Consider the following 12,099-nt stretch of genomic DNA (forward strand, 5'->3'; position numbering starts at 1 on the left):
CGCGGTAGGAGGCGATGTTGACGCGCTTGCCGTTCACCAGCACGTGGCCGTGGTTCACGAACTGACGGGCGGCGAACACGGTCGGCACGAACTTGGCGCGGTACACGACGGCGTCCAGGCGGCTTTCCAGCAGACCGATCAGGTTCTCGGCCGTGTTGCCCTTGCGGCGCGCGGCTGCGGTGTAGGTGCGGGCGAATTGCTTCTCGGTCAGGTTACCGTAGTAGCCCTTCAGCTTCTGCTTCGCGCGGAGCTGCAGACCGAAGTCCGAAACCTTTTGCTTGCGGCGTTGGCCGTGCTGGCCGGGGCCGTAGGAGCGTTGATTGACCGGGGACTTCGGGCGACCCCAGATGTTCTCGCCCATCCGGCGGTCAATTTTATACTTCGCCGAGTGACGCTTCGACATATTCGTTTCTTTCTACTTCGACCTGGGCCGGCGCCTCCGCTAGTGGAAGCGCGATCTCAACGGCGGCCTTCAAGTCACCCGTCATAAACATCGCGGCCGAAGGGCAAGCCCGGCGGCGCGAAGGGGCGGTGTATGACGGCAGGAGCCCTAAGAGTCAATTGCGGGGCGGCTCAGCGGCAACGTGTCTTACCCATCGCATCGACCCGGCAACGCACCGTATTGCCCTTCTCGTCGCGCACCACCGTGCCGCCCATCGCGTCGCGGCGGATCGAGACGCTGCTCCCGTCGCTGTACTTGGTTGTCGTCGCCCCCATCGCATCGCGGCGAACGGTGACCTCCTCACCGTACTGATCGCTCCAGGTCGTATTGCCCAGGGCGTCCCGCGTAGCGGTCACGACATTCCCATAGACGTCGTGGCAGACCGCGCGACCGGCGTCGGTCCGGCACGTGACCGTCTGGGCCATCGCCGGGGTGGTCAGGGCGGCGGCTGCGACGATCGCCAGGACGAGCTTCTTCATTGTGTGGGGCCTCAAGCTATACCTTGGCGCACCTTAGCGTGGCGGCCGCGCGCCCGCCACTCCACCTTGGCTAGCGCCCCACTCGCCGCTGGAGCGCGGTGGAGGCGTCCTTGGCCTCGCGCCACCACGCCTGGACCATTTCACCGGCGTCGCCGGGGCGCGCCAGCCCAACGCCCTGACCGGCCCACGACGATATCATCTCTGGATCATCGGCCTTCGACGCCGCCGCGCGCAGCGCCTGGGTCAGCCGGTTCTGCACCGGATAGGCCGGGACATCTCCCTCGACGTCCCGCATCTCGCGCATGAACCGGTTGTCGATCCCGCGCGCAAAGCGGCCGGTGAAGGCCCGCGTCAACCGGGTCGGCTCATCGCCCACACTCGTGATCGACCGCCGCCAGGGCTGGCTGGCGCTGGTTTGGTCAGAGAGCAGGAAGGCGGTGCCCATCTGGACAGCTGAGGCCCCCAAGGCGAGGCCCGCGGCGACGCCGCGCCCGTCCATGATCCCGCCCGCCGCGATGACGGGCAGGTCGACCGCGGCGCCGATCAGGGTCGTCAGGGCCATGGTCCCGACCAGGCTGGCCTCGATCTCGGCCAGGAAGTGCCCACGATGGCCGCCAGCCTCGAAGCCCTGCGCGCAAATGCCGTCAGCGCCGACATCGGCCCAGGCGCGCGCCTCGGCCACGGTCGTCGCGGTTCCGACCACCAGGGTTCCGACGCTATGCAACGCCTCCACCTGGGCCGCTGTCAGGATGCTGAACGTAAACGAGGCGATGGGGGGCGCGGCACGGACCACGGCGGCGAGCTGGCTTTCAAAATCCGGGGCGAACTCGTTGGGATGGGCCGGCAAGGCCTCGCCGAGTTCGGCGTACCAGGGCGCGAGCCTCGCCAGCGCGCGATCCACCTCGGCGGCGTCGGGCCGGGCGCTCGGCGCCATCAGTAGGTTCACGCCGAACGGCGCGCCGCTCTGTTCCCGCATCGCCGCCACCGCGGCCTCGATGGCCTCTGGCGCCATCGCCCCCGCCGCCAGATGCCCCATGCCGCCGGCCTTCGATACCGCCAGCGCCATCTCGAACGACGAGGCGCCCACCATCGGCGCCTGCAGGATCGGGATCGGCAGGGCGTCGAGCTGGGCGCGCAGGTCCATGACTATTCCTTCTCAGCTTTCTGCTGGGCCAATCGGTCGAGCACCCGACCCCGGCCCTTGGACAGCGCCGTCACCACGCCTCGGAAGGTGCGGACCTCCTGATCGGAAAACCGGGCGCGACCCAGCGCCGAGCGCAGGTTCTGCACCATCGACGGCCGCTTCTCGGGCGGATGGAAGAAGCCCGCGGCGTCGAGTTCGCTCTCGAAGTGCTCGTAGAGGCCGAGCATGGCGGCGGCGGTGGCCGGCGGCGGGCCCTCGCGGAAGATCGGCGGCGCGCCGGTCGCGACGGTCATCCGCCACTCATAGGCGTTGATGGCGACGGCCTGGGCCAGGTTCAGCGACCGGAACCGCGGATCGATCGGCAGCGTGACCACAGCCTGGCAAAGCGCAATGTCGGCGGTTTCCAATCCGGCGCGCTCGCCGCCGAACAGCAGGCCCACAGAACGTCCCTCGCCGACTTCGTGCGACAGGTTCGCGGCGGCTTCGCGCGGGGTCAGGATCGGCAGTTGCAGCTCGCGCGGCCGCGCCGTCGTCGCATAGACGAGATGCAGGTCGGCGATGGCGTCCTCGACCCGGTCGTAGACGCGGGCGGCGTTCAGCGGCCACTCGGCGCCCGAGGCGGCGGCCCAGGCATGCTCCTGGGGCCAGCCGTCGCGCGGGTTGACCAGACGTAGGTCAGCCAGACCGAAATTAGCCATCACGCGCGCGACAGCGCCAATGTTCTGGGCCAATTGGGGCACGTTCAGGATAATGCAGGGCGGAGCAGCGGTTTCCATGCCGCGTTTTGAGGTCCCCAAGCCCGCCAATGCAAGAGCCAGGAATATCCGTCATGCGCTTTCCCACCCTCATGGCGGTCGCCTTGCTGCTGCTGGCTGGGTGCGACAGGCCCATGCGCCAGACAGCTTCCGACACCCCGCGCCTCGACATGACGCTGCTGGATCGGGAGGTCGGAGCAATCGCCGAGCGAGCTCGACCCGGGGTGCTCGGCGTCGGCGTGATGAACCTGGAGAGCGGCGAGACCTGGCTGTTCAACGGCGATGCGCGCTTCCCGATGCAGAGCGTCTTCAAGGCGCCGCTGGGCGCGGCCGTTCTTGAGGAAGTGGACGCCGGACGGCTGAACCTGGACCAGATCGTCACACTCGATGAGCAGGACATTTCACCGGCGCGCAGCCTGATCGCCGACGCCTGGCCGCAAGAGCGCGACTATACGGTGCGCGAACTGCTGGTCGCGGCCGTCGGCGAGTCGGACAACACCGCCGCCGACGTGCTGATGAAGCTGATCGGGGGCCCGGGCGCGGTGACGTCCTGGCTCAACGACAACCACGTCACTGATATCCGCATCGATCGCTACGAGCGCGAATTGCAGCCGGAGATCGCGGGGATGGGATCGTTCCGAATCGCCTGGAAGGGCGATGCGGCGTTCACGGCGGCGATGCACACCATACCGCCCGCGACGCGCAAGGCGGCGATGGACGCCTATCTCGCCGATGACCGCGACACCGCCAGCCCCCGCGGAGTGCTCACCTTCTTCTATATGCTCGAAGACCAGAAGCTGCTGTCGCCCGCGTCACATACGCTGCTGATGAAGATCATGACCGAGACTCAGACCGGCGCTGAGCGCCTGAAGGCGGGCTTCCCGCCGGGCTCGGTCTTCGCTCACAAGACCGGCGCGGCCCGCACCGATCTAGGCGTCAATCCGGCGACCAACGATATCGGCATCGTCACCTTGCCTGACGGCCGGCGTTACGCGGTCGCCGTATTCCTTAAGGCAGCTACGCTTGACGCTGCTGGGCGGGAGAAAATCCACGCCGACGTCGCCCGCGCAATCACCCGCGGGGTTCGATAAGACGCCCGCGACCCTTTGCGTCACGGCCCGGTCCTAGTATACGGCCAACTACCCTCCTTCGTTACGCCCCCGGAGCGCTCTGCCCTTATGGCCAAGATCAAAGTCGCCAACCCTGTCGTCGATATCGATGGGGACGAGATGACCCGCATCATCTGGAAGTGGATCAAGGACAAGCTGATCTTCCCGCATCTGGATATCGCTCTGGATTATTACGTCCTGGGGATCGAGCACAGCGACGCAACCGACGTCAAGGTCACCATCGACGCGGCCGAGGCCATCAAGCGCCATGGCGTGGGCGTGAAGTGCGCGACCATCACCCCCGATGAAGCCCGGGTCGAAGAGTTCGGCCTGAAGAAGATGTGGAAGTCGCCGAACGGCACCATCCGCAACATCCTCGGCGGCGTGGTCTTCCGCGAGCCGATCATCTGCAAGAACGTTCCGCGCCTGATCCCCGGCTGGACCCAGCCGATCATCGTCGGCCGTCACGCCTTCGGCGACCAGTACAAGGCCACCGACTTCCTGATCCCCGGCAAGGGCCGCCTGACCATCAAGTGGGAAGGCGAGAACGGCGACACCATCGAGCATGAAGTGTTCGAGTTCCCCGGCGCCGGCATCGCCATGGGCATGTACAACCTGGACGACTCGATCCGCGAGTTCGCTCACGCCTGCCTGAACTACGGCCTGCAGCGGAAGTACCCGGTCTACCTCTCGACCAAGAACACCATCCTCAAGGCCTATGACGGCCGCTTCAAGGATATCTTCGCCGAGGTCTTCGCCGCCGAATACGCCGACAAGTTCAAGGAAGCTGGCATCGTCTACGAACACCGCCTGATCGACGACATGGTCGCCTCGGCCCTGAAGTGGTCCGGCGGCTTCGTCTGGGCGTGCAAGAACTACGACGGCGACGTGCAATCTGACCAGGTGGCCCAGGGCTTCGGCTCGCTCGGCCTGATGACTTCCGTCCTGATCACCCCGGACGGCAAGATCATGGAATCGGAAGCCGCCCACGGCACCGTGACCCGCCACTTCCGCCAGCATCAGCGCGGCGAATCGACCTCGACCAACTCGATCGCCTCGATCTTTGCCTGGACCCAGGGCCTGAAGCACCGCGCCAAGCTGGACGGCAACCCCGAGCTGACCCACTTCGCCGAGACCTTGGAAAAGGTCTGCGTCGACACCGTCGAAAGCGGCTCGATGACTAAGGATCTGGCGCTGCTGGTCGGCGACACCCAAGGCTGGCTGACCACCGAAGGCTTCATCGACAAGGTTGCGGCCAACCTCGACGCGGCCCTGGCCAAGTCGGCCTAAGAACATGGAACCGCGCGCGCCAGCTCACTGGAGCCTGACGCGCGCGATATTCCGACTGATCGTTGTTGCGATCGTGGGAACGGCGCTGGTCTTCGTGGCCGCGCCGTTTTTTGCGTTCAGAGCCGTGAAGGCCGCCGCGCGTGACGGTGACGCCCACGCCCTGGCCCAACTGGTCGACTATCCCGCCGTTCGCCAAGGCTTGCGCCCGCAGGTCGCCGCCATCCCGGTTACCGCCCCGGCCCCACCCGACATCTGGACCGACCCCATCGGCGCTGTGCGCCGAGCGATCGAGCCCCTCACGCCCGCCCCGCCGGCGGTCGAGCCCTATCTCAGCGCCTCGGGCCTCTACGACCTCACCCGCGGCTTCGCCCCCGGAAAAGCCCCTCCAGAGGCCGGCTCGGCCTTCCCCCGCCTGCGTTATTGGGATCCGAACCGCGCGCGCTTTGCGGCGGCTCCGCGGGGTGCGAAAGCCAGCGAGCAAGCGGTGATCTTCACCTTCGAGCGCCGCGAGTTGTTCACCTGGAAGCTGGTGCAGATCCATCTGCCGGACGCCCCGTGAGGCCTTTTTTGGTCGCGCTCGCGATCCTGGCTTTCGCCAATTCCGCCCAAGCCGCTGACGGCCCAAATTGCGCGATCCCGCGGGACATACGTCCCGCCAAGTCGAGGCCGCCGCCCGCCCACGAAGTTTCCAAGGGTGTTCCGGTCGCCTCCTACATGCTCGCGCTCACCTGGTCGCCGGAGTGGTGCCGCACCCGCGCAAACGTGCGCGACGCCAGGGTGCAATGCCGCGACAACCGGTTCGGCTTCGTGGTTCACGGCCTCTGGCCGAATGGAGGCGGCAAGGCCCACCCGCGCTATTGCGGCCCTGCCCCGGCCCTCAGCGTCGCCACCGTCCGCGCCAACCTCTGCATGACACCCTCGGCTGACCTGCTGCAGCACGAGTGGGCGGCGCACGGCACCTGTGGCTGGAGCGCGCCCGAGCCCTATTTCGCCAAGGCCGCGGAGCTGTGGCGCTCGATCAACGCGCCGTCCCTCGCTTCCCCGTCCGGTCGCACGGTCACGGCCGGCGATGTCCGCACCGCCTTCACGGCCCGGAACCCCCACCTGCGTCGCGACGCCCTGTTCCTGAAGGTCGGCGACGGCAACCGGCTGCAGGAGGTCCGGATCTGCTACGATCTGCGGTTCAAACCGGCGCGGTGCGCCAGGGGTGTGGGGGCGCCAGATCATGTCAGCATCCGTATCCAACCCCGCTAATGTTCTTGTTTCGTTCGATTTCCGGCGCTAGGTTTCGCACCGGTTTTCAAGGGAGATGACGACATGATCGGCTATGTCACGATCGGCGCGGTGGACGTTGAGAAGGCCATGCCCTTCTACGATGCTGTCCTCGGCGCCATTGGCTACGAGCGCCAATTCTTCGACGGTGGCTGGGCGGGCTACGGCCTCAAGGGCCAGGATGCGACCACCTTCATCTGCCCTCCGTTCGACGGTCAGGCCGCGCGCGGCGGCAACGGCGTCATGATCGCCTTTAAGGGTGAGTCCAAGGAAGCCGTGCATGCTGCGCACGCCGCGGCGCTGGCTCAAGGCGGGGTCGACGAGGGCGCGCCAGGCCCCCGGCCGGCGGATTCGACCAGCTTCTACGGCGCCTATATGCGCGACCCGACCGGCAACAAGATCGCGGTCTTCACCAAGGGCTGAGCTTGACCGCGGCTGGAGGCGCTTCATGCTCGCGGGGCAGCGTCTTCGAGGAGCCTCCAGCATGCGCGTCGCCCTGATCGCCTCCACTCTAGTCTTGATGATCGGAGGCGCGGCGCATGCCGAGGTCTGCAAGGCCTGGAGCCCCGCCCAGGCCTACGGCGAGCTCGACACCAAACTGGTCAACGAGGCCAGCGGCCTCGACGTGTCGGCGAAATATCCGGGCCGCCTCTACCACAACAACGATTCCGGCGACGATCTGCGGTTCTACGTCTCCGATCTGGCGGGCCAGAACACGCGCGCAGTCGATGTGGAAGGCCCCAAGCCGCAGGACATTGAGGACCTGTCGGTGGGTCCCTGCGACGGCGGAACCTGCATCTATCTTGGCGACATCGGCGACAACCCTGCCAAGCGCGACGACGTCGTGTTCACTCTGGTGAGGGAGCGCAAGAGCCTTGAGGACAAGGTCAAGCCGCTGCGGACAGTGCGCGCCCGCTATCCCGACGGCCCCCATAACGCCGAGGCCTTCGCTCTGCACCCGAACGGCGACCTTTTCCTGGTCACCAAGCCGGCGGACCGGGTGATGATGACCCCCGTCCCGGCCAAGGTCTACAAGCTGACGGCCGCCCAGCTCCGGGAGCCAGGCCAGACCCAGACCTTCGCCAAGGTCGGTGAGATCGACCTGCCCAGCATCATGGCCGCCCAGGCTTTCCCAGGTTCGATATCGACCGCGCTGGATATCTCCGCCGACGGCAAGCGGGCGATCCTTCTGACCTACATGTCGGCGCTGGAAATCGGCTTGGACTTCAACGACGGCTTGCCGTCGTTCAGCCAGTGGGTCGAAGGGCGTGACTACAAAGTCGTCGCCTTGGGCAGCCTGCCCCAGCAGGAGGCCGGCGCCTGGCTGCCGGGCGACAAAAGCTTCATCTACGACACCGAGGCGACCCGGGGCTCAAAGGGCGCGCCCATCCGTGAAGTTCGCTGCAAGGACTAACCGAACAGCAAAAAGGCCGGAGTTTCCCCCGGCCTTTTCGTATCTGTCGAAATCGCCAGCCTTAGGCGGCGAAAGCGATGGAACGGCGGCGACGGATCGCCGTACCGGCTAGGCCGAAGCCCGTGATCATCATCGCCCAGGTCGCCGGTTCCGGAACGGCCGAGCCGATCGGGCCAGGCGTCAGGGTGAAGTCGGCGGTGATGAAATCGCCGTAGCGCTTGCCGTCGTTCAGGCTCCACCACGAGCCTTCGTTGAAGACCGCGTCGTCGAGGTGGATGTTGAGCTTACCGTACTGACCGAAGTCGATCACGCTATCGCCCTGCCAGGTCACGACGCCGTTTTGGAAGAAGCCGAAGAACGAGCTTTCACCTTGGGTCACGCCGCCGATTTGGCCGGCGCCGGCGCCCGGAGCGGTGAAGTTGAAATTCACGGTGATGGTGCTGCCGTTGTAGTCGTCGGCGTTCAGCGAGCCTTCGGTCGTCCAGATCTTGAACAGCTGCACGTTGTTCAGGATCGACGGGGCGTCGTTCATGGTGAAGTTCAGGGTGCCGGGATTCGGCGACACCGAGACCTGAAGGCCGTTCGCGCCGGTGCTGTTCAGATCAGTGATGGCGTAGTTGCCGTCGAACGTGACAGCGGCGGCGGCCGGTTGGGCCGCGACAACGGAAAGCGCGAGCGCGGCGCCCGCGGCGGAAAGAAACTTCAACATACGAAAAACATCCCTGGAAAAAAGCCCCGCGCCTTTCGAGGGCGCCACCTGGGATGGTGAACTAAGGCTTAACTTTGGCCGTATCAACGCCACTCGCCTCTCACGGGTGGCGAAAAAGCAAGTTCGCCGAGCCGCGTTACAAATGACAGTTCAAACGCGGCGAATGTGCAATTTCTATGTCGGTTTTCGACATTGCGCGCCCGGCTTTTCGGCCCCTCGGAGAATCAGCACCAAAGAAAACGGCGCGGAAATAACCCCGCGCCGCTTCAAATCAGCCTAGGCGGCGTCCTCAACCGCTAATGGCGGCCTTCATCGCAGCCAAACCTTCGGCCGCCTTGGCCCCGTCCGGCGCGCCGCCTTGCGCGAAGTCCGGTCGTCCGCCTGCGCCTTGGCCGCCCATCGCCAGAACCGCGACCTTGGCCAGTTCGACGGCGCTGAACTTGCCCGTCGCGGCGCCGTTCACCGCCACGGCCACCGAAGCCTTGCCGTCGGCCGAGCCGATCAGGGCGACGACGCCGTCCGGAACCTGCTTGCGGAACTCTTCGATGATCGGACGCAGGTCCTTGCCGCCGACGCCTTCCATGACGCGGGCGATCACCTGCACACCGCCGATGTCTTCCGGACCAGCCGCCGCGCCGCCACCGCCGCCCATGGCGAGCTGGCGCTTGGCTTCGCCCAGTTCCTTGTCGAGCTTGCGGCGTTGAGCCTCCAGCGCCTCGACGCGGGCGAGCACTTCGGAGACCGGGGCCTTGAACTGGTCGGCGAGCGCCTTGGCGACACCGGCCTGTTCGGTCAGCCAGCGGCGCGCCGCCTCGCCGGTCAGGGCCTCGATGCGGCGCACGCCGGCCGCGACGCCGCTTTCGGAGACGATCTTGAACAGGGCGATGTCGCCCGTGCGGGCCACATGGGTTCCGCCGCACAGTTCGACCGAATAGTCGCCCTGCCCGTCCAGCGACTTGCCGAGCGCCAGCACGCGAACGCTATCGCCATATTTCTCGCCGAACAGCGCCATGGCGCCGGCCTCGATCGCCTTTTCAGGCGCCATTTCCTGGGTGTTGGCCGGCAGGTTCTGACGAACCACGGCGTTCACCTCGGTCTCGATCCGGTCGATTTCCTCAGCCGTCAGCGGGCCGCCATGGCTGAAGTCGAAGCGGATCCGCTCGCCATCGACCATCTGGCCCTTCTGGGAGACGTGCGGTCCCAGCACATTGCGCAGGGCCGTGTGCATCAAGTGGGTCGCCGAGTGATTGGCGCGTGTGGTCGTGCGCAGATCGGCGTCGACCGCCAGCCGCGCCTCGGTCCCGGGCGTCAGCACGCCGGAGAGGATTTCAAGCTCGTGCACGAACAGGTCGCCGGCCTGCTTTTGGGTGTCGAGCACCTTGGCCTTGCCGCCGGTCCACTCGATCTCGCCGACGTCGCCCGCCTGGCCGCCGCTTTCGGCGTAGAACGGCGTACGGTCAAACACCGCCAGAACCGTCTCGCCCTCGCGGGCTTCGGTCACCTCGGCGCCGCCGGCCACCAGGGTCAGCAGCTTGCCCGTCGCCTCGGTCAGGTCGTAGCCAAGGAATTCGGTCGCGCCGAGGCGCTCGCGGATCGCGAACCATTCGGCGCCTTGAGCCGACTGGCCAGAACCGGTCCAAGCTTCGCGCGCCTGGTCCTTCTGGCGCTTCATGGCGTCCTCGAAGCCCGACAGGTCGACCGAGATGCCCTTGTTGCGCACCGCGTCCTGCGTCAGGTCCAGCGGGAAGCCATAGGTGTCGTAGAGCTTGAACGCGGTTTCGCCGGGCAGCATGTCGCCGGGGTTCATGTTCGCCGTCGCTTCGTCCAGCAGCGTCATCCCGCGACCCAAGGTCCGGCGGAAGCGTTCTTCCTCCTGGCGCAGGGTCTCGACGATGACCGGCTCGGCCCGGCGCAGTTCCGGATAGGCCCCGCCCATCTCGGCCACGAGGACGGGCGCCAAGCGGTGCATCAACGGTTCCTCGGCGCCCAGCAGATGGGCGTGGCGCATGGCCCGGCGCATGATCCGGCGCAGGACGTAGCCGCGGCCTTCATTCGAAGGTGAAACACCGTCGGCGATCAGGAAGCTGGTCGAGCGCAGGTGATCGGCGATCACCCGGTGCGAGGGGCCGTTCGACCCGCCGCCGACCAATTCCTTCGACGCCGCGATCAGCGTGCGGAACAGGTCGATGTCATAGTTGTCGTGGACGCCCTGCAGGACGGCGGCGATGCGCTCCAGTCCCATGCCGGTGTCGATCTGCGGCTTAGGCAGGTCGCGACGGGTGCCGTCGGCGAACTGCTCGAACTGCATGAAGACCAGGTTCCAGATCTCAACGAACCGGTCGCCGTCCTCGTCCGGGCTGCCCGGAGGGCCGCCAGCGATGTGCGGTCCGTGATCATAGAAGATTTCCGAGCAAGGGCCGCAGGGGCCGGTGTCGCCCATCGACCAGAAATTGTCATTGGTCGCGATGCGGATGATCTTCTCGTCCGGCAGGCCGGCGATCTTCTTCCACAGCTCGGCCGCCTCATCGTCGGTGTGATAGACGGTGACGCAAAGTTTCTCCGCCGGGATCTTGAATTCCTTGGTCAGCAGGGTCCAGGCGTGCTCGATCGCGCCGGCCTTGAAGTAGTCGCCGAACGAGAAATTCCCCAGCATCTCAAAGAAGGTGTGGTGACGGGCGGTGTAGCCGACATTGTCCAGGTCGTTATGCTTGCCACCGGCGCGCACGGACTTCTGCGACGACGCCGCACGCGGCGACGGCGGAGTCTCGGCGCCCGTGAAGTAGTTCTTGAACGGCACCATGCCCGCATTGACGAACAACAGGGTCGGGTCGTTCTGCGGAACGAGCGGAGCCGATGGAATGATCAGGTGATCATTCTTCTCGAAGTAGCCCAGGAAGGCGCTGCGGATTTCGTTGAGGCTCTGCATGGCTCGTCGGACGATCTAAAACAGGAAAACCAGATATGGGGTGGCGCTAGCCGCGCCGCCCCCGCGCGCGACCGTTTACGAATTTTGTCAGCGCCCGCAAAGGAAAAGGACGCTTGGACGGGCTGCGTCCAAGCGTCCTCACGCAGTGCGGGACAGTCGCGCGGGGGTCTAGACCCTTGAAGGCGGGCCCGGACGTCGGGTTGGGCGCGTCCGGCTTTCAAGGGCCATGGCGACGTTCCGCGACGCGATCCCTATTCGGCGTCGTTTTCTTCCTCGACGGTCGGACCGACCAGCAGTTCTTCTTCGATCACCTCACGGGCGCCGCGAACCTGCTTTTCGATCTGAGCAGCGATGTCGGGGTTATTCTTGAGGAATTCCCGAGCGTTATCGCGACCTTGGCCAATCCGGGTGGAGTTCCAGGAGAACCAGGAACCGGACTTCTCGACCACGCCGGCCTTGACGCCCAGATCGATGATTTCGCCCAGCTTGGAGATACCCTCACCGTACATGATGTCGAACTCGACCTCGCGGAACGGCGGGGCGACCTTGTTCTTGACCA

12 protein-coding genes and 1 pseudogene are annotated in these 12,099 nt (G+C 66.1%); 6 read left to right on the forward strand and 7 right to left on the reverse strand.

All coding sequences use genetic code 11. The features are described 5' to 3' along the window. From rpsD to Q8M13_RS14160, 4 genes are all read right to left on the reverse strand, one after another. Window positions 1–403 (reverse strand): 30S ribosomal protein S4 (gene rpsD, locus Q8M13_RS14145; RefSeq protein WP_305300601.1); only part of this gene is annotated, 403 nt, incomplete at its 3' end. 170 nt (window positions 404–573) lie between these two features. Continuing rightward, entirely contained in the window at window positions 574–921 is a 348-nt protein-coding gene (locus Q8M13_RS14150; protein ID WP_305300603.1) for a hypothetical protein, read from the reverse strand. Window positions 922–991: 70 nt separating this feature from the next. Continuing rightward, entirely contained in the window at window positions 992–2,065 is a 1,074-nt protein-coding gene (locus Q8M13_RS14155) for a nitronate monooxygenase family protein (RefSeq protein WP_305300605.1), read from the reverse strand. A 2-nt stretch (window positions 2,066–2,067) separates the two neighbouring features. Continuing rightward, window positions 2,068–2,841, reverse strand: coding sequence for an RNA methyltransferase (locus tag Q8M13_RS14160; protein ID WP_305300606.1), 774 nt, complete (start codon window positions 2,839–2,841; stop codon window positions 2,068–2,070). Window positions 2,842–2,894: 53 nt separating this feature from the next. Between Q8M13_RS14160 and bla the strand changes: the two genes are divergently transcribed. The 6 genes from bla to Q8M13_RS14190 all read left to right on the forward strand — a co-directional run bounded on the left by bla (window position 2,895) and on the right by Q8M13_RS14190 (window position 7,905). Continuing rightward, on the forward strand, window positions 2,895–3,911 hold the full coding sequence (gene bla / locus Q8M13_RS14165; protein ID WP_305300608.1) for a class A beta-lactamase: 1,017 nt from the start codon (window positions 2,895–2,897) through the stop codon (window positions 3,909–3,911). Between the two features lie 87 nt (window positions 3,912–3,998). Then, window positions 3,999–5,219: an NADP-dependent isocitrate dehydrogenase gene (locus tag Q8M13_RS14170; RefSeq protein ID WP_305300610.1), complete on the forward strand. Its 1,221-nt coding sequence runs from the start codon at window positions 3,999–4,001 to the stop codon at window positions 5,217–5,219. A 4-nt stretch (window positions 5,220–5,223) separates the two neighbouring features. Continuing rightward, window positions 5,224–5,778, forward strand: coding sequence for a DUF2939 domain-containing protein (locus Q8M13_RS14175; protein ID WP_305300612.1), 555 nt, complete (start codon window positions 5,224–5,226; stop codon window positions 5,776–5,778). Continuing rightward, the gene (locus Q8M13_RS14180) at window positions 5,775–6,473 is read left to right on the forward strand and encodes a ribonuclease T2 (RefSeq protein ID WP_305300614.1); all 699 of its coding nucleotides are present in this window, start codon (window positions 5,775–5,777) and stop codon (window positions 6,471–6,473) included. The genes Q8M13_RS14175 and Q8M13_RS14180 overlap by 4 nt, the downstream gene beginning before the upstream one ends. Window positions 6,474–6,536: 63 nt before the next feature. Beyond that, the gene (locus Q8M13_RS14185; RefSeq protein WP_305300616.1) at window positions 6,537–6,914 is read left to right on the forward strand and encodes a VOC family protein; all 378 of its coding nucleotides are present in this window, start codon (window positions 6,537–6,539) and stop codon (window positions 6,912–6,914) included. Between the two features lie 61 nt (window positions 6,915–6,975). Then, a complete protein-coding gene (locus Q8M13_RS14190) occupies window positions 6,976–7,905 on the forward strand; it encodes a hypothetical protein (protein ID WP_305300618.1) in 930 nt (309 codons plus the stop codon). Window positions 7,906–7,966: 61 nt separating this feature from the next. Here the strand turns inward: Q8M13_RS14190 and Q8M13_RS14195 are convergent, their stop codons facing one another. The 3 genes and pseudogenes from Q8M13_RS14195 to Q8M13_RS14205 all read right to left on the reverse strand — a co-directional run. Next, complete coding sequence (locus Q8M13_RS14195; protein WP_305300619.1) at window positions 7,967–8,614, reverse strand: PEPxxWA-CTERM sorting domain-containing protein; 648 nt, start codon at window positions 8,612–8,614, stop codon at window positions 7,967–7,969. Between the two features lie 289 nt (window positions 8,615–8,903). Beyond that, a complete protein-coding gene (gene alaS / locus Q8M13_RS14200) occupies window positions 8,904–11,540 on the reverse strand; it encodes an alanine--tRNA ligase (protein ID WP_305300621.1) in 2,637 nt (878 codons plus the stop codon). A 251-nt stretch (window positions 11,541–11,791) separates the two neighbouring features. Beyond that, window positions 11,792–12,099 (reverse strand): annotated as a pseudogene (locus Q8M13_RS14205) (DNA recombination/repair protein RecA); the annotation flags it as partial.

The sequence above is a fragment of the Phenylobacterium sp. genome, from assembly GCF_030681155.1.
Lineage (GTDB): Bacteria > Pseudomonadota > Alphaproteobacteria > Caulobacterales > Caulobacteraceae > Phenylobacterium.